Origin of the sequence: Patulibacter minatonensis DSM 18081, from assembly GCF_000519325.1 — a bacterium.
In the GTDB taxonomy this organism is placed as follows: Bacteria; Actinomycetota; Thermoleophilia; order Solirubrobacterales; family Solirubrobacteraceae; genus Patulibacter; species Patulibacter minatonensis.
On the sequence record NZ_KI912613.1, the window covers coordinates 114,558 to 129,794 of the forward strand.

Here is a 15,237-nt window from a genome sequence, read left to right on the forward strand (position 1 = left end):
CTATCGTCGGAAGCGATGACCGTCCGCCCAGACGCGCCGCTCCGGCGAGCGCCGATCGTCCTCGTCGCGCTCGCGCTCCTCGTGCTGCTCGGCACGGCCCAGGTCGCGCGGGCCCGTCCGCAGACCGGCGTCGCCAGCGGCGTCTACGCGGACCGCGGCGACGCGAGGCGCCTCTCGGCCGTCGGGGCGTCGTGGACGTACGACTGGTCCGCCGAGAGCGCGCTGCGGAGCTCGCGGGTCGAGTTCGTGCCGATGCTGTGGGGCGCGGGGAGCGTCACCGACACGACGGTCGCCCGGCTCAACGCGGACCACCGCGCCGGACGCGCGCGTCACCTGCTCGGCTTCAACGAGCCCGACCTGGCCGGCCAGGCGAACATGAGCCCCGCCGACGCGATCCGGCTGTGGCCGCGTCTCGAGGCGACCGGCCTCCGGCTCGGCAGCCCGGCGGTGGCGAGCATCCACACGCCGTCGCAGTCCGACCGCGCGAAGACGTGGCTCGACGACTTCATGGAGCGCGCAAAAGCCCAGGGCCGGCGCGTCGACTTCATCGCGCTGCACTTCTACGGCGACCCCACCGACCCGGACAGCGTCCGCTCGATCGAGCGCGACATCCGCCGCGTCCACGAGCGGTGGGGCCTGCCGATCTGGGTGACGGAGACGGGCGCTCTGAAGACCTGGACGTGGCAGGGCGCCCGCCCCCACGCCCGGCCGACCGCGGCCCGGATGCGCTCCCACCTGCGCCGGACGAAGCGGATGCTCGACCGGCTCCCCTACGTCGAGCGCTGGGCGTGGTTCATGGACCGCTGCGCCGGCGACTGCCGCCAGTCGTCGCTCTACGACGCGCGCGGGAAGCGGACGGCGCTCGGGCGCGAGCTCGCACGCGTCGCGCGCTGAGCGGCGGCGCGGGGGCCTGCCGGCGCGCGACGGCTCGACGGGGCGGCGCGCGGGCCGGCCGGCGCGCGGCGGCTCGACGGTCGTCGTCTTGTGCCCCGTCGCCGCCCGCGCGAGGATGGAGCGGTGCGTGTGCGGATCTGGGTCCCGACGACGGCCGTGGCGGCCGCGCTGTCCCTGACGGCGGTGCTCGCGCTGTCGTCCCGCCCCGGTGACGCGCAGGGCAGGGAGACCCCGAACGCCTCCCGGACCGCGACCGAGGACGGCATCCGGTGGCGCTTCGACGGGCGGTCCGTCGTCGTGACCGCGACCGACGAGGCGCCCGCGGCGGTGCGGCGACGCCTGAGCGGCGATCTCAGCATCGGCTGCACCCGGGTGCCGCTCCTGGGGTCGCGCGCGAAGCTGATCACCGGGGCCGGTGCCGCGCGGTTCGCCGACGTCCCGGGAACGGTCCGCGTCCGGCTGGCGCCACGGATCACGCGCGCCGACTCCTGCTTCATCGAGCGGAAGGGCGATGCGGAGGACGTCGCGAGCGTCCGGTTCCCGGCGGACGCCTACGCGTCGACCAGCGGCGGGGCCGTCCCGTCCGGGCCCGAGCGGGCGGCGATCGTCGCCGGTCTCGTCCGGTACTTCGACGCGGTGATCGCGGACGACCGGGAGGCCGAGTGCGCGAGCTACACCGAGGACGTCCGGGACGCCGTCGCCGCCTACCACCGGCGCTTCGTGAAGCACCCGTCCAGGGTGAAGGACTGCGTCAGCGCCTACCGGGAACTCGCCCGCGACCTGCCGTCGGACGCCGTCGGCATCGTGCCCGTCGACGCGCAGGCCGTCCGCAGGAGGCTCCGCGACCCGTCGAAGCTCGACATCCGGGTGAAGCACGGACGAGCCCGGGTCTCGAGGACCGGGACGGTGCTCGACTTCGGGTTCGAGCTGACCAGGTCCCGCGGGCGGTGGCTGATCGACCGCAAACCCGGGATCGGCTGAACGGACGTGTGGCCGTGGATCGAACCGCCCGACGCCGACGACGTCCTCGTGGCCAAGGCCCGCGCGTTCGCCGACGCACCGGAGCCGGTCGGCCCGATCGCGTTCGCGCGCGAGCCGATCGATCCACGAACGGCGCCGCTCGTCGCGCAGCGCCTCTGCGTCCTCGAGATCCCGCTGCCGCCCGGCTGCAACTCCGCGGCCCACGTCGGATGGCTGGGCGAGGACATGGGGCAGACCACGACCGTGGAGGACGCTCGCACGGTCCTTCGTGCCAACGCGTTCCGCGACTGGCTCTGGTTCGGCACCCACCATCCGCTCGACGACGCGCAGCTCGAGGTGTTCACCGCCGTCGTCGGGCACCGGCGCGCACCCACGCGCGCACCCGTCCTCGAGATCCTCGACGCCGTCGCGCACGGACGGCCGACCCGCGAGCACCGCGACCTCGCCCGCCGCCCCTTCCCCGATCTCGGCGGTCGACCGGGCCCGGCACCGACCGAGGAGCTCTGGGCCGCCCGGCTCGCCGATGGCCGGCGCACCGGTCGCGTCGCGGCCGACGGCACCGTCGCCTGGGGGTCGCGCGGGCTCTGACGCTCGTCGGCGGCGACGGGCGCACCGGGCGGGCGGAACGTCACCGGCGCCCCACCGTCCCGGTGCGCGCGGGCGACGATCGCGCCACCGTTCGCCCTTCGCGAGACCTGGTGCGACCCGGCGACGGTCGTTCGCCGGACCACGAGCGATCGTCGAGCTGCAGAATCCGACAACGAACACGGCCGGGTGATCGACTGTCGGCGGATGCACGGTGGGCATGCATCGTCCGACAGTCGATCGGGACCCTGGATTCGTTGACGGATCGTGCAGGTCCGCCCGGCACATCCGAGTGGCCCCGCCGACGGTCTCGCCGACCGGGCCGCCCAGGCCCCGCCGACCGCCCTCCGAGTGACGGGGCGCGTCGCGGGGCCGGCACGCCGCCGCCCGACCCGCGCCGCAGGCTCGCGAGGCCACCGCCGCCCGACCCGCGCCGCAGGCTCGTGACGCCGCGGCCGCCCGAACGCGCAGCGCACCGATGAGTTGCGCCTCGCCGCCGGGTCGGTGGAGCATGACCTCCCCCGCGCTCCACCTCACCGGCGTCGCGACCATGGTCGTGCCCGTCTCCGATCAGGATCGGGCGCTCGCGTTCTACGCGGGCGTCCTCGGATTCCGGGCCACGATCGACTTCACGTACGACACCGGCGAGCGGTGGCTCGAGGTGTCGCCGCCCGACGGCGGGACGCGGCTGACGCTCGCCGCGGCCGAGCCCGCCGGGCTGATCGGTGCCGAGACGGGGGTGATCCTGGCCAGCTCCGACGTGCCCGCCGACCACGCGGCGCTCGAGGCCGCCGGCGCCGACGTCGACCCCGCGCTCCTGATGTCCGGGGAGGTCGTGCGGTGGGCCAGCGCGCCCCTCGCGGGGCACCCGGCGCAGTTCCGGCTCCGCGATCCCGACGGCAACGGCCTGCTCGTCGTGTCCGACCACTGACCCCGGAGACCGGCCGCCCGCCGACCGCGCCGGGACCGTGGTCGGCACCCCGTCCGGCCGCCCGCCGACCGGGCCGGAACCGCGGTCGGCGCGCCGTCCGGCCGGCCCCCGCACGCCGCCGTCGACCGCCCCGTGAACGTCCCGTGACCGCGGCGCAATGCGGTCACGGACTGACCGCATCCGTCCATAGGTTCCACCCATGCCTTCCATCACCCGCATCGACTTCGTCCCGATCCCCACGCAGGACGCCGAGCGCTCGAGGGCGTTCTACCGCGACGTCCTCGGCCTGGAGGAGTCCGAGCACACCGTCGGCAAGCCGTTCTCGGAGTTCGACCTCAACGGGACGACGCTCAGCGTCTGGGACCCGAGCTCCGCCGGTCGCCCGTTCAACGCGAACACCAACGCGATCGCGCTCCACACCGACGACGTGGCCGGCATGCGCGGGCAGCTCGAGGGCAAGGGCGTGAGCTTCCTCGGCGAGACGTTCGACACCGGCGTCTGCCACATGGCGTTCTTCGCGGACCCCGACGGCAACCCGCTGATGCTCCACGGGCGTCACCAGCCGCGCGGCTGACCGGGAGGACGACTCAGCGGTAAACGACGCCGGGCGTGAACCGCGCCGCCTGCCCGATGCGGCGGCCGGCGTCGTCGACGAGGTTCCACATCGTCACGTCCTCGATCCAGAACCGCCGGCCGGTCCGGGAGATCCGGCGGCCGCGGTACCCGGCGAAGAAGCCGTCGCGCTCCACCGCGTCGAGCAGGCGCTGGCGGTCCTCGCGGCGGTCCGGCTCGGCGGAGAGCCGCGAGGGCAGGCCGACGTGCTCGTCCCACGTCCGCTCGAACGCGGCGAGCGCGACGCCGTTGGCGTAGACGAACCGCGGCGTGTCCTCGGCGGTGTGCGCCAGGACGCCGAACGGGGCGTCGGCGAACAGCCACCCCGGTCCGGCACCCTCGGGCGTCAGCGGTCGTCCGACGAAGCGCGCGTGGCTCGCGGCCAGGACGGCGAAGAGCTCGGCGTCGAGCGGGTCGCTGCGGTCGCCGGGGAGGCTCAGGACGACGGCCGGGGACGGGGCATCGCGGGGGAACCTACCGGCGCGCCGGTGGTCGCGCCCGAGGTGCCGCACCGTCCGAGATCGCCGAGGCTCGTAGTGTGCCTGGGGTCCACCTCCTCCCAGCCCCGGACCAGACCATGCTGATGAACCGCGCATTCGCTGCCGCCGCCCTCACCACCCTCACCCTCGGCATCACCGCCTGCGGAGGTGACGGGGACACGCTGAACAAGAAGGACCTGACCTCGAAGGCCGGGTCCATCTGCAAGGACTTCGAGGCGAAGACGAAGGCGATCTCGCAGCCCTCCGGGACCGACGAGAAGGCCCAGATCGACTACTACGGCAAGGTCGCGTCGACGCTCGGCGACTTCGTCGACGAGCTGAAGAAGCTGAAGCCCGCCGACGACGTCAAGGACGACTGGAACACGCTGACCACGAACCTCGAGAAGTCGGCGAACGGCACGAAGACGATCGTCGAGCAGGCGAAAAAGAAGGACACCGCCGGGCTCCAGAAGACCAACCAGGAGCTCACGACGGCGACCGCGGCCGCCGACGGTGCCGCCAAGAAGCTCGGCCTGGACGACTGCAGCAACTGAGATCGCGCCGGGCCGCTCAGCTGCGGGGCTCCCAGCGGAACGTCCGCTTGGCGACCTCGTAGCCCAGGGCGGCCCAGAAGACGAGGGCGGAGGCCGCGGTCAGTACGTCGCCGCCGCCGTCCCACCCGGCCTGGATCAGGTGCATGATCGCGCCGCCGGGGTTGACCAGCATGAGGGTGGTCGCCTCGTCGACGGGCTTCGAGACGATCCAGAAGGCCCCGGCGAGCGCGGCGAAGAAGAACGGCATCGTCGTCACCTGCGCCATCTCCGGCGTCGCGGTGACGCGGGTCGTCGCCAGCGCGAACGCGGCGCACAGGACGGCCCCGCCCGTCGCCGCGGCGAGCACGAGCGCCGGGTTCTCCGGCAGCCCGGCGCCGAACGCGAGGAACATGCCGCCGATCAGGACGGACTGGACGACGGCCAGGCCGACCGTCGGGAGCAGCATCCCGGTGAGGATCGCCCACTCCGGGGTCTCGCCGCTGCGCATGCGCTTGAGCACCAGGCCGCTGCGCCGCGCCGCCACCGCGGTGGTCGCGGCGATGTAGACGGTCAGGAGCAGCATCGTGAGGATCATGAAGGCGACCGTCCCGCCCCAGCCCTCGCCGTAGCGCAGGCCGCTGGCGCCGAAGCCCGCGGCCGTGGCCAGGGGGATCAGGAGCGCGGTCGTGGCGACCAGGCGGTTGCGGACGAGGAGGCGGACCTCGCTGCCGGCCAGCGCGAGGATCGCGCGGGTCGTGGAGGCGCGCGTCCTCGCGCCGCCGGTGGTGGTCGTCGCGTGCGTCATGGTCGGGTCGTCCTTCGTGGTCGGGGTGGTCGTGGTGGCCGGGACGGCGTCCGCGCCCGGGGTCGTCATCGGGGTCCTCGTCGCGGGGCTCATGCCTGCACCCCCGCGAACACGTCGTCCAGCGACCCCTCGGAGGCCTGCAGCCGGTGCAGCGCGACGCCGTGCGCGTCGGCCCACCGCAGCAGGACCGCGAGGTCCCGCTGCAGCTCGGCGGTCGTGACGACCACCACCTCGCCGCGCGCGGTCTCCATCGATCCGGTGAGGCCCGGCAGGTCGTGCGGCGCGGCGACGCCGTCGGGGAGCACGAACGAGATCGTGCCCTGCAGTCCCGTGACGAGCTCGGCCATCGTGCCGCTGCGGGCGATCCGTCCGCCGTCGAGGATGGCGATCCGGTCGGCGAGCTTCTCGGCCTCCTCCATGTAGTGCGTCGTCATCAGGACGGCGGTGCCGCCGGTGACGAGGTCGGCGATGACGTCCCACGTCCGTCGTCGCGACTGCGGGTCCAGTCCGGTCGAGGGCTCGTCGAGGAACAGGACGTCCGGATCGCCGAGCAGCGCGATCGCCATGTCGAGGCGCCGTTGCTCGCCGCCGGAGAGCTGCTTGACCTGGACGTCGCGACGGTGGCCGAGGTCGAGGCGCTCGAGCGCGCCGTCGTAGTCGCGGGCACGGGAGCGCAGGCGCGTCCAGAGCCGCGCGGTCTCGAGCACCGTCAGCTCGCCGGCGAAGCCGCTGCTCTGGAGCATGATCCCGACGCGCGGCCGGATCTCGTCGCGGTCCTTCCACGGGTCGTGGCCGAGCACCGACACCGTCCCGCCGTCGGCCGCCCGGTGGCCCTCGATCGTCTCCATCGTCGTGGTCTTGCCCGCGCCGTTGGTGCCCAGCAGCGCGACCAGCTCGCCGCGGCGGACGGTGAGGTCCACCCCGTCGACCGCCACGTGGCTGCCGTAGGCGCAGCGCAGGCCCTCGACCTCGATCGCCTTCTCGTTCGTGCTCATGCATCGCACCTTCACGACCGGGGCCCGGGCCCACCAGAGCCCGGTCGTCACCCGTTCGTGTGCAGGTGTCATGACGTTCCGGGGCGGCGTCAGAACGCCACTACAGTGACGTCCGATGGCTGCATCCCCCGCATCCGCCACGGACGACGTCCCCGCCGGCCCCGTCGCCCCGGCCGCCGACGACGCCGCGGACCGCGCCGACGCGCCGACCCGCACCGGCGGCGCCGACCGCCCCGACGACATGGCCCGCGTCCGGACGTTCACGCGGTGGTCCCTGATCTTCATCGCCGCGATGACCGTGCTGCTCCCGGTGATCGACCTCGCCGACCGCGACGCGTCGTCCGCCGCGAAGGGCGCCATCGGGGTCGGGCTGCTCGTCGTGGGCGTGGAGCAGATCCGTCTGCTCCTGGGGGCGATGGGCACGGTCGACGCGCGGGCGCTCCGGCGTCCGAGCGTCGCGATCGCCGGGGTCGCGGCGCTCGCGCTCCTCGCGGTGCCGGCCTCCGACGCGGACGCCGGCAGCACGGGCTGGTGGGCGCTGCCCTGGGCCGGCCTGGTCGGGAGCGCGGTGCTCTGGCTGCCGGCGGCGCGCCGCCGGGGGATGATCGCCGGCGGCGCGGTCCTCGCCGCGGTCGTCGGCGGCGCGGCCGCCGCGATCGGGGAGGCGTCGGTCCTCCCGGCAGCGATCTCGCCCGCGATCGTCCTCGTCTGCGTGACCGGCGGCGCCATCCTGCAGCTGTGGATCTGGGACGTCACCGTCCGGCTCGACGAGGCCCGGTCGACCGCCGGCGAGGTCGCGGTGCTGCGCGAGCGCCTGCGGTTCGCGGCCGACCTCCACGACGTGCAGGGCCACCACCTCCAGGCGATCGCCCTGAAGGCCGAGCTCGCCCGGCGCCTGGTCGGGACGGACGACGACGCCGCGCGCCGCAACGCCGCGGAGGTGCAGGAGCTGACGCTGAAGGCGCTCGCCGACACCCGGGCGCTCGTGCACGGCTACCGCCGGGTCGGCCTGGTGACGGAGCTCGAGAACGCCGTTCAGATCCTGCGCGCGGCGGGCGTCGAGACGACGGTGACCGGCACGCCCGAGCGGGTGCCCGAGGCGCTGCAGCCGCTGTTCGGGTCGCTCGTCCGCGAGGGCGCCACGAACCTCCTGCGCCACACCCGCGCGGACCGCTGCACGCTGTCCGTGCGGCTCGAGGGGGCGGAGGTCGTCCTGCGCGTGGAGGACGACGGGACCGCGCGCGCCGCCGCGACCGACGACGACCGGGGCACCGGCATCGTCGCGCTGGGCGAGCGCTTCGCCGCCGTCGGCGGGCGGGTCGACGCCGCACCGCTCCCGGACCGCGGGTTCGCGCTGACCGGCCGGGCGCCGCGATGATCCGCCTGCTGCTCGCCGACGACGAGGACCTCCTGCGCGACGCGCTGGCGTCGCTGCTCGGGCTCGAGGCCGACATGACCGTCGTCGCGCAGGCGGGCGACGGCGCCGAGGCCGTGGCGCTGGCCGCCGAGCACGAGCCCGACCTCGTGGTGCTCGACCTCGAGATGCCGAAGCTCGACGGCGTCGAGGCTGCGAGCCGGATCCTGTCCCACCGCGAGGTGCCGATCGTCCTCGTCACCCGGCACGCCCGGCCCGGCGTGCTGCGCCGCGCGCTGGCGGGCGGGGTCCGGGGCTTCGTCCCGAAGACCACACCGGCCGACCGGCTTGCCCGGATCATCCGCGACGTGCACGCGGGCGGCCGCTACGTCGACTCCGAGATCGCCGCCACCGCCCTGACGGAGGGCGCATGCCCGCTCAGCGACCGCGAGCTCGAGGTCCTGCGCCTCGTCCGCGAGGGCCTGAGCGCCTCTTCCATCGCCGCCGCCGCGCACCTCGCGCCCGGCACCGTCCGCAACTACCTGTCGGCGGCGATGGCGAAGCTCGGGGCACCGACGCGGGCCGAGGCCGCGCGGATCGCGTGGGAGGAGGGCTGGATCTAGAGGGTGGTCCACGCGGGACGCCGGAGCGGCCGCGCGCCCCCGGGATACGCACGCGGCCGGTCGGGTAGACGCCGTACGTCCCACCCCCGTCCCTGGACCCGAGCATGCCTCTCCCCCGCATCTCCGCCGCGGTCGCCCTGACCACCCTCGCCCTCGCCGTCACCGCCTGCGGAGGCGACGACAAGCTCGACAAGGGCGAGCTGAACACGAAGTCCGGTGCGATCTGCAAGGAGTTCGAGGCGAAGATCAAGAAGATCCCGCAGCCGGCGGAGAGCTCGAACCCCGGCGAGGGCGGCACGGAGAGCGAGCAGCTCGCGTACTTCGAGAAGCTCGCGGCGGTCTACGGCGACTTCGGCGATCGCCTCGACGACCTGGAGCCCGCCGACGACGTGCAGGACGACTGGAACGCCCTCACGAAGAACGTCGCGGATTCCGCGGACGCCACCGAGCAGCTCGTCGACCAGGGGAAGAAGAAGGACAAGGCGGGCACGGAAGAGACGACGAAGGAGCTCGACCGGCTCAGCAAGGAGGGCGACGCCCTCTCCAAGAAGCTCGGGCTCACCGCCTGCGACGACATCTGACCTCACCCCGAACCTGAAGCCGTCCTAAGACCTCGCGGCGTGGCGCCGCGGCGCCACAACTTCCCGCGCCGCGCCGGGTTCCAACCGCTGAACACCACGACCGTCCGGCCCGTCCCCGCGCCCGGCGGTCGTCCTCCGCCCCCCTTCGAGGAGCCCGATCCGTGTCATCCCTCCGCCGGCACCGCCGGTCGGCGCCCCGCGTCCTGCGCGTCCGCGTCGCCTCTCCCGTCGCGTCCGGACGCGCGTCGTCCCGTGGCCGATCGACCGCGGGGCTCCGCCTCGCGCTCGTGACGTTCCTGCTCGCCGCCGTCCCGACCGCCGGCCTGGCCGTCGCCGCCGCCCCCGCGTCCGCCGCCAAGGGCATGGTCACGACGATGGCCGACGACGGCGTGCTGAACGGCGCGCACGGCGACCCGGCGCCGATCGTGGCCAGGTGGAAGGCCGCCGGGGTCCAGAACGTGCGGATGTTCGCCCAGTGGTCGCACATCGCCCCGGACCCCGAGGCGACGAAGCCGCCCGCCGGGTTCGACGGGAAGGCAGAGGGCGCGTACTCCTTCGCGGACCTCGACCGCAAGATCGACCTGATCCGGCAGAACGGCATGACCGTGACGCTCGTCGTCACCGGCCCCGGTCCCGTGTGGGGCTCGCTCGAGCCCGCCCGCCGGAACCCGCGCTGGCGGCCGAGCCCCACGATGTTCGGGGACTTCGCCACCGCCGTCGCGAAGCACGTGAAGGACCGGGTCGACGACTACATCGTCTGGAACGAGCCGAACGTCGCCACCTGGCTGCAGCCGCAGAACATGTGCACCGGCTCGAAGTGCCGCGTGTACTCGCCGCACCTCTACCGCAAGCTCGCGGCCGCCGGGTACGACGCGATCCACGGTGCGGATCCGGGCTCCACGATCGCGATCGGCGCCACCTCGTCGAAGGGCGACAGGTTCGTCAGACGCATGAACGGCACGACGCAGCCGATGGTCTTCCTCCGCGAGCTCGCCTGCGTGGATTCGAAGTACCGCCGGAGGTCGACGGGGGACTGCAGGGGCTTCGTCGCGCCGAAGGGGAACGTCCTCGCCTACCACCCGCACTCGTCGAAGTACTCGCCCGGGTACACCTCGCCGAGCAGCGGCGACGCGCGGATGGGCGACCTCTCGCGCCTGACCACGGTCGTCGACCGGCTCACGAAGGCGAAGCGGCTGAAGGTCGTCGGCGCGTCGCGGTTCCCGCTCTGGCTCGACGAGTACGCGTACGAGACGAACCCGCCGGACACGACGCTCGGGATCTCCCCCGCCGCCCAGGCCGCATGGTCGCAGTGGGGCTGGTGGACCGCATGGCGCAACTCGCGCGTCCAGATGCTCGCCCAGTACGAGTGGATGGACGAGGGGTCGGAGAACACCGACGACGACCCGAAGGGCTGGCAGTCCGGCCTGTACTTCGACGACGGGCGCGCGAAGCCGCTGGCGCAGGTGTTCCCCAACCCGATCTTCGGCTACCGCACCACGAAGAGCGCGACGGTCTGGGGCCAGGTCCGCACCGCGACCGGCGCGACGAAGGTGACGCTGCAACGCGCGTCGGGCGGCAGCTGGAGGGACTACGCCACGGTCACGACCGACGCGCACGGCGCGTTCACCCGCACGGTCCCGCGGTCGACCACCGCGAAGTACCGCTACACGTACGTCTCGCCGGTCGACGGGACCACGAGGACGAGCGGGAGCACCGCGCTGCGCAAGCGGTGAGGCGTGGCGGCGCCGGCGATTCGGCGCCGCCGCCCGACCGGATCCGTAACCTGACGCCCGCGTCGTCCGTGTCCGCCCGTCCCGGAGCTGCTCGTGCCATCACCCCGCATGCTCCGCCGCCCTGGCCTCGCCGTCGCCCTCCTCCTCGCCGCGGCGGCCGGTCCCGCCGCCCTCGCGCCGCCGGCGTCCGCCTCGCACGCCGTCGTCACCACGATCGCCGACGACGCGGTCCTGAACGGCGCGCACGGCGACCCGGAGCCGATCGTCGCGCAGTGGCCCGCGGCCGGGATCCGCAACGTGCGGATGTTCGCCCAGTGGTCGCACATCGCCCCGGACCCGCACGCGCGCCGGCCGCCCTCGGGCTTCGACGGGAAGGCCGACGGGGCGTACTCGTTCCTCGACCTCGACCGCAAGATCGACCTCGTGCGCCGGCACGGGATGACCGTGACGCTCGTGATCACCGGGCCGGGGCCGGTCTGGGGATCGCTCGAGCCGAGCCGGAACAACGGGCGCTGGCGGCCGAGTCCCGCGAGGTTCGGCGATTTCGCCCGCGCGGTGGCGAAGCACACCGCCGACCGCGTCGACGACTGGATCGTCTGGAACGAGCCGAACGTCTCCACCTGGCTGCAGCCGCAGAACACGTGCCGCGGGCGGGTCTGTCGCGCCGTGTCGCCGGACGCGTACCGCAAGCTCGCCGAGGTCGGCTACGCGTCGATCCGCGCGTTCGACCCGACGGGCCGGATCGCGATCGGCGCGACGTCCCCGAAGGGTGACCTCCGTCCGGTCAGGCCCAACGGGACGACGCCGCCGCTGACGTTCCTCCGCGCGCTCTCGTGCGTCGACGACCGGTACCGCCGCCTCACGACCGGCGGGTGCCGCGGGTTCCGGGCGCCGAAGGGCAACGTGCTGGCCTACCACCCGCACTCCAACGGGTTCTCCCCCGGCTACCGGTCGCCGCGCGCCGCCGACGCGCGGATGGGCGACCTGGGCCGCTTGACCTCCGTCGTGGACCGCCTGACGCGGATGGGGCGCCTGAAGGTGATCGGCGCCAGGCGGTTCCCGCTGTGGCTCACCGAGTACGGGTACGAGACGAACCCGCCGGAGCGCAAGCGGGGCGTCAGCGTCGGCACGCAGTCGCTCTACTCGCAGTGGGGCTGGTGGGTCGCCTGGAACACCCCGCGCGTCCAGATGCTCGCTCAGTACGAGTGGATGGACGAGGGACCGGTGCAGCAGCAGGTGAACCCGAGCGGCTGGCAGTCGGGGCTGTCCTTCTCCGACGGCCGTCCGAAGCCGATCTCGCTCGCGTTCCCGAACCCGATCTTCGGCTACCGGACCTCCCGCGCGGGCACGATCTGGGGGCAGGTCCGCACCGCCACCGAACCGCTGACCGTCCAGCTGGAGCGCGCGTCGGTCGACGGCTGGGTGCCCGTGAAGACAGCGACGACCGACATCCACGGCGCGTTCGTCGCCCGGGTGCCGAAGGGCTCGAAGGCCCGGTACCGCTACACGTACGTCTCGCCGGTCGACGGGACGACGGCGAACAGCACCACGGTGGCGCTGCGGTCGCTGACGTCGGCGCGCTGAGGCGCGGGCACCGGCACGCCGGCGTCGCCGGAGATCACGTCGGATCCGTGGGGGCGCGTCATGCGAGCACGCGTCCGAGGCGCGCTCGCGCGACGTCGGGAACCCGGCCCGAGGAGGAGACGCACCGCGTCATCGGCCCCGATCGCGGAGCTCGACGCTCTGCTGCTCGAGCAGCAGCACGCCGAGGGTCACCTCGGCGGACGTCGACCCGGCGGCGAGCGCGAGCGCCGTCGCGACGAGGTGCTCCGCGCGCGCTCTCGACAGCGGGACGTTCCGCTCCTCCGCGATCGCCTCGACGAAGGCCACCAGGGGGTCGTCGCTGGGCACGCGCGCCGGCGTCCTGGTTCGTCTCCACACGCACCGACCGTAGGACCGCGGCGCCGCACCGCTCCACGTCATCCGTCACGTTCGCCGAGCCGCGGTGCCGGGAGCTGGGGGACCGCTACAGCTGGGTGACGACCAGCAGGACGAGGACCAGGAGCGCGAGGGCCCCGACGACCATCCAGTCGAACCGCGTGCTGGTCCTCCCGCGGATGCCCGGGACGTTCCCCCACCCGAAGGCGGGCGAGGCCGGAGGGCTGCCGATCTCGGGCTCCTCGTGCTCTTCATCGTCGCCGCGACGGCTGTCGCGGATCCTGAGCGCGAACCCGAGTGCCGCGGGGATGCCCACGAGCAGCAGCAGGATCGCCAGGACGATCACGCCGCCGCCGGGTCCGGCGTCGGAGTCTCCCCCGCTCCCGAACGTGAGCGCCAGAACGCCGACCATCGACCAACCGTATCCGCCGGCTCGAGGACGTCGACTGCGCGCCGCGCCGACGAGCATGGGGCCCCACCGGTCCTCACCGATCTCGTTCGGGGGACCGGGTAGCTTGAGTCGCATGTTCCGATTCAGACGGCGACGCGAGCCCGTCGTGGTGGACGTCCGGGTGCCGGCGCGTGTCGAGCGTCTGCGGTTCGATCCGCCCGTCCCCTTCGACGACGCAGCCGTGCGCGCCGAGGTGGTCCGGCATCTCCCCGAGCTCGAGGACGCGGTGCGGCCCCAGGACGGCGCGTAGACCGCGTCCCGGGTGACGCGTGGAGGTCGTGGGGTGACGGGGGCCCTCAGAACCCTCCGGGGTGAGCACGTCGTCCTCGAGCCGTTGGGGATCGCGCACGCGCGGCCGCTCGCAGCGGCGCTCAGCGACCTGTCGCTGCACCGGTTCATCGGTGGCGCGCCGTTGTCGCCGATCGAGATGGAGGACCGGGTGCGCCGGCTCGAGGCCGGGCGGTCTCCTGACGGGTCGGAGGACTGGTGCAACTGGGCTGTTCGGTGCCAGGGCGCAGTCGTGGGGACCGTCCAGGCCACGGTCGACGGCGACGGCTCCGCGGCGGTGGCGTGGGTCGTCGCCGCGGACCGCCAGGGCCGGGGATACGCACGAGAGGCTGCTGCGCTGATGGTGGGCGAGCTCCGCAGGCGCGGTGTCGTCCGACTCCACGCCCTCATCCACCCGCAGAACATCGCGTCGGGTGCGGTCGCTCGTTCCGTCGGACTTCGACCCGGCCCCGAACTCATCGACGGAGAGGTCCGGTGGACGTCCCCTGGCTGAGGCGCGAGACCGAGCTGCGGGACCTTCACGGCGACCCGGTCCGTCAGGCGGCTCCTCGCCGCTTCCGGTCGGCGCTGCGGGCCGCGAAGACCGCGCCGAGCACGAGGCCCAGGACGAAGAGCGGAAACCATCCGCTTGCAGATCCGCCCTTCATCCAGCCGGAGACGATGAGCAGGATCAGCGCGACGGCTCCCACGACCCGGTACCACTACCGACCCAAGCCCATCGCCACATCACCCACCCGCTCGCCGACCCATCCGGTGCGAGCGTACCGGCGCCGACCGCCGTCGACGGCATCGCCGCTCCGGGACATCCACCTCGAGCAGCTCCGCGTGGTCGAGGCGCCCGGGGTCACGCACCTCAAGTACCGGGTGAGGCGTTGAGCCGGACCTGCAACGCCGGCGGGGGCCCGTCGCACCGCGAACCCGTGCGAGGGATCAGTCGGCGGCGTCGCGCTCGGCCAGACGTTTCGTGAGGTCCTCGAGCTGCGGGAGCCGGACGCGCCACGCGCCGTCCTGCCGCACGAGCCTGTAGCGCTCGTCCGTGGTCGGATCCCTGACCGAGGCCTTCGCGCCCTTCCGGCGGAGCTTCCAGTCCGCGTAGCGGGCGAGGCCCGGGTCCCACGGCCGCGCGCGCCTCGAGTTGATCGCGAAGGCGTGCTCCTGCACGGACTCGCACGACGCACCGACCTTCGGGGGCCCGGGGCGGGAGCGGACGTTGATGACGACGACCGCCGTCCGGCTCGCCGGGGTCAGCGCCCTGCAGAACGCGCGGCCGTCCTTCTCGCTCAACGCCCCGAGGTACCGGTCGAGGGCGGTCAGGACGTCGGCGTCGCGCACGGTCGGGGCTGGTGCGGCGACCGTCGTGGGAGACCCGGGTGACGACCCGTCCGACGAGCCGCACGCAGCCAGCGCCGACGCCAGGAGGACGAGGGCTGGAGCGGAACGACGCACCAGACTAG

Annotated in this window: 20 protein-coding genes; 13 read left to right on the forward strand and 7 right to left on the reverse strand. The window is 73.9% G+C overall.

Annotation, left to right across the window (positions count from 1 at the left end; genetic code table 11):
- Nucleotides 1-15 precede the first annotated feature (15 nt).
- The 5 genes from PATMI_RS26245 to PATMI_RS0100625 all read left to right on the forward strand — a co-directional run bounded on the left by PATMI_RS26245 (nt 16) and on the right by PATMI_RS0100625 (nt 3,965).
- Entirely contained in the window at nt 16-894 is an 879-nt protein-coding gene (locus PATMI_RS26245; RefSeq protein ID WP_051470892.1) for a glycoside hydrolase family protein, read from the forward strand.
- 123 nt (nt 895-1,017) lie between these two features.
- On the forward strand, nt 1,018-1,875 hold the full coding sequence (locus tag PATMI_RS0100610) for a hypothetical protein (RefSeq protein WP_026909449.1): 858 nt from the start codon (nt 1,018-1,020) through the stop codon (nt 1,873-1,875).
- A 6-nt stretch (nt 1,876-1,881) separates the two neighbouring features.
- On the forward strand, nt 1,882-2,463 hold the full coding sequence (locus PATMI_RS0100615) for a hypothetical protein (protein ID WP_026909450.1): 582 nt from the start codon (nt 1,882-1,884) through the stop codon (nt 2,461-2,463).
- Nucleotides 2,464-2,971: 508 nt separating this feature from the next.
- Complete coding sequence (locus tag PATMI_RS0100620) at nt 2,972-3,391, forward strand: VOC family protein (RefSeq protein ID WP_026909451.1); 420 nt, start codon at nt 2,972-2,974, stop codon at nt 3,389-3,391.
- Nucleotides 3,392-3,590: 199 nt separating this feature from the next.
- Nucleotides 3,591-3,965 carry a VOC family protein gene (locus PATMI_RS0100625; RefSeq protein WP_026909452.1) on the forward strand — a complete coding sequence of 125 codons (375 nt, stop codon included), beginning with the start codon at nt 3,591-3,593 and terminating at the stop codon, nt 3,963-3,965.
- 13 nt (nt 3,966-3,978) lie between these two features.
- On the opposite strand, the gene PATMI_RS0100630 is transcribed toward PATMI_RS0100625, so the two are convergent.
- Complete coding sequence (locus tag PATMI_RS0100630; protein ID WP_026909453.1) at nt 3,979-4,443, reverse strand: MEKHLA domain-containing protein; 465 nt, start codon at nt 4,441-4,443, stop codon at nt 3,979-3,981.
- Nucleotides 4,444-4,586: 143 nt separating this feature from the next.
- On the opposite strand from PATMI_RS0100630, the gene PATMI_RS0100635 reads away from it, so the two are divergent.
- Complete coding sequence (locus PATMI_RS0100635) at nt 4,587-5,036, forward strand: hypothetical protein (RefSeq protein ID WP_026909454.1); 450 nt, start codon at nt 4,587-4,589, stop codon at nt 5,034-5,036.
- A gap of 16 nt (nt 5,037-5,052) precedes the next feature.
- Here PATMI_RS0100635 and PATMI_RS0100640 read toward each other — a convergent pair whose 3' ends face one another.
- A complete protein-coding gene (locus PATMI_RS0100640; RefSeq protein WP_157260540.1) occupies nt 5,053-5,913 on the reverse strand; it encodes an ABC transporter permease in 861 nt (286 codons plus the stop codon).
- On the reverse strand, nt 5,910-6,815 hold the full coding sequence (locus PATMI_RS0100645) for an ABC transporter ATP-binding protein (RefSeq protein ID WP_036725049.1): 906 nt from the start codon (nt 6,813-6,815) through the stop codon (nt 5,910-5,912). The genes PATMI_RS0100640 and PATMI_RS0100645 overlap by 4 nt, the downstream gene beginning before the upstream one ends.
- Nucleotides 6,816-6,930: 115 nt before the next feature.
- Between PATMI_RS0100645 and PATMI_RS26250 the strand changes: the two genes are divergently transcribed.
- The 5 genes from PATMI_RS26250 (at nt 6,931) to PATMI_RS0100670 (ending at nt 12,690) form a co-directional block, all read left to right on the forward strand.
- Entirely contained in the window at nt 6,931-8,193 is a 1,263-nt protein-coding gene (locus PATMI_RS26250) for a sensor histidine kinase (protein WP_051470894.1), read from the forward strand.
- Nucleotides 8,190-8,792, forward strand: coding sequence for a response regulator transcription factor (locus PATMI_RS0100655; protein WP_026909457.1), 603 nt, complete (start codon nt 8,190-8,192; stop codon nt 8,790-8,792). Before PATMI_RS26250 ends, PATMI_RS0100655 begins: the two co-directional genes overlap by 4 nt.
- A 104-nt stretch (nt 8,793-8,896) precedes the next feature.
- A complete protein-coding gene (locus PATMI_RS0100660) occupies nt 8,897-9,373 on the forward strand; it encodes a hypothetical protein (RefSeq protein ID WP_026909458.1) in 477 nt (158 codons plus the stop codon).
- 161 nt (nt 9,374-9,534) lie between these two features.
- Nucleotides 9,535-11,106, forward strand: a complete 1,572-nt coding sequence (locus tag PATMI_RS0100665; protein ID WP_026909459.1) for a glycoside hydrolase family 5 protein — start codon at nt 9,535-9,537, stop codon at nt 11,104-11,106.
- A 108-nt stretch (nt 11,107-11,214) separates the two neighbouring features.
- Entirely contained in the window at nt 11,215-12,690 is a 1,476-nt protein-coding gene (locus PATMI_RS0100670; protein ID WP_026909460.1) for a glycoside hydrolase family 1 protein, read from the forward strand.
- 129 nt (nt 12,691-12,819) lie between these two features.
- Here the strand turns inward: PATMI_RS0100670 and PATMI_RS36290 are convergent, their stop codons facing one another.
- Together PATMI_RS36290 and PATMI_RS0100680 are read right to left on the reverse strand one after the other, a co-directional pair.
- On the reverse strand, nt 12,820-13,017 hold the full coding sequence (locus PATMI_RS36290) for a hypothetical protein (protein WP_157260541.1): 198 nt from the start codon (nt 13,015-13,017) through the stop codon (nt 12,820-12,822).
- A gap of 115 nt (nt 13,018-13,132) precedes the next feature.
- Nucleotides 13,133-13,456: a hypothetical protein gene (locus tag PATMI_RS0100680; RefSeq protein ID WP_026909461.1), complete on the reverse strand. Its 324-nt coding sequence runs from the start codon at nt 13,454-13,456 to the stop codon at nt 13,133-13,135.
- A 112-nt stretch (nt 13,457-13,568) separates the two neighbouring features.
- On the opposite strand from PATMI_RS0100680, the gene PATMI_RS36295 reads away from it, so the two are divergent.
- Together PATMI_RS36295 and PATMI_RS0100690 are read left to right on the forward strand one after the other, a co-directional pair.
- A complete protein-coding gene (locus PATMI_RS36295; protein ID WP_157260542.1) occupies nt 13,569-13,745 on the forward strand; it encodes a hypothetical protein in 177 nt (58 codons plus the stop codon).
- Nucleotides 13,746-13,778: 33 nt separating this feature from the next.
- Nucleotides 13,779-14,276 (forward strand): GNAT family N-acetyltransferase, encoded by a 498-nt coding sequence (locus tag PATMI_RS0100690; RefSeq protein ID WP_026909462.1) that lies wholly within the window; start codon nt 13,779-13,781, stop codon nt 14,274-14,276.
- 43 nt (nt 14,277-14,319) lie between these two features.
- Here the strand turns inward: PATMI_RS0100690 and PATMI_RS36300 are convergent, their stop codons facing one another.
- Both PATMI_RS36300 and PATMI_RS0100700 read right to left on the reverse strand, forming a co-directional pair.
- Nucleotides 14,320-14,472 carry a hypothetical protein gene (locus tag PATMI_RS36300; RefSeq protein ID WP_157260543.1) on the reverse strand — a complete coding sequence of 51 codons (153 nt, stop codon included), beginning with the start codon at nt 14,470-14,472 and terminating at the stop codon, nt 14,320-14,322.
- 241 nt (nt 14,473-14,713) lie between these two features.
- On the reverse strand, nt 14,714-15,229 hold the full coding sequence (locus PATMI_RS0100700; RefSeq protein ID WP_157260544.1) for a hypothetical protein: 516 nt from the start codon (nt 15,227-15,229) through the stop codon (nt 14,714-14,716).
- Nucleotides 15,230-15,237 lie beyond the last annotated feature (8 nt).

Bases quoted from the DNA above. Each gene is read 5' to 3' on its own strand.
- PATMI_RS26250 (WP_051470894.1), top strand. From the start codon at position 6,931: ATGGCTGCATCCCCCGCATCCGCCACGGACGACGTCCCCGCCGGCCCC.
- PATMI_RS0100645 (WP_036725049.1), bottom strand. From the start codon at position 6,815: ATGAGCACGAACGAGAAGGCGATCGAGGTCGAGGGCCTGCGCTGCGCC.
- PATMI_RS0100670 (WP_026909460.1), top strand. From the start codon at position 11,215: ATGCTCCGCCGCCCTGGCCTCGCCGTCGCCCTCCTCCTCGCCGCGGCG.
- PATMI_RS0100620 (WP_026909451.1), top strand. From the start codon at position 2,972: ATGACCTCCCCCGCGCTCCACCTCACCGGCGTCGCGACCATGGTCGTG.
- PATMI_RS0100640 (WP_157260540.1), bottom strand. From the start codon at position 5,913: ATGAGCCCCGCGACGAGGACCCCGATGACGACCCCGGGCGCGGACGCC.
- PATMI_RS36295 (WP_157260542.1), top strand. From the start codon at position 13,569: ATGTTCCGATTCAGACGGCGACGCGAGCCCGTCGTGGTGGACGTCCGG.
- PATMI_RS0100680 (WP_026909461.1), bottom strand. From the start codon at position 13,456: ATGGTCGGCGTTCTGGCGCTCACGTTCGGGAGCGGGGGAGACTCCGAC.
- PATMI_RS0100660 (WP_026909458.1), top strand. From the start codon at position 8,897: ATGCCTCTCCCCCGCATCTCCGCCGCGGTCGCCCTGACCACCCTCGCC.
- PATMI_RS0100635 (WP_026909454.1), top strand. From the start codon at position 4,587: ATGAACCGCGCATTCGCTGCCGCCGCCCTCACCACCCTCACCCTCGGC.
- PATMI_RS0100625 (WP_026909452.1), top strand. From the start codon at position 3,591: ATGCCTTCCATCACCCGCATCGACTTCGTCCCGATCCCCACGCAGGAC.
- PATMI_RS26245 (WP_051470892.1), top strand. From the start codon at position 16: ATGACCGTCCGCCCAGACGCGCCGCTCCGGCGAGCGCCGATCGTCCTC.
- PATMI_RS0100655 (WP_026909457.1), top strand. From the start codon at position 8,190: ATGATCCGCCTGCTGCTCGCCGACGACGAGGACCTCCTGCGCGACGCG.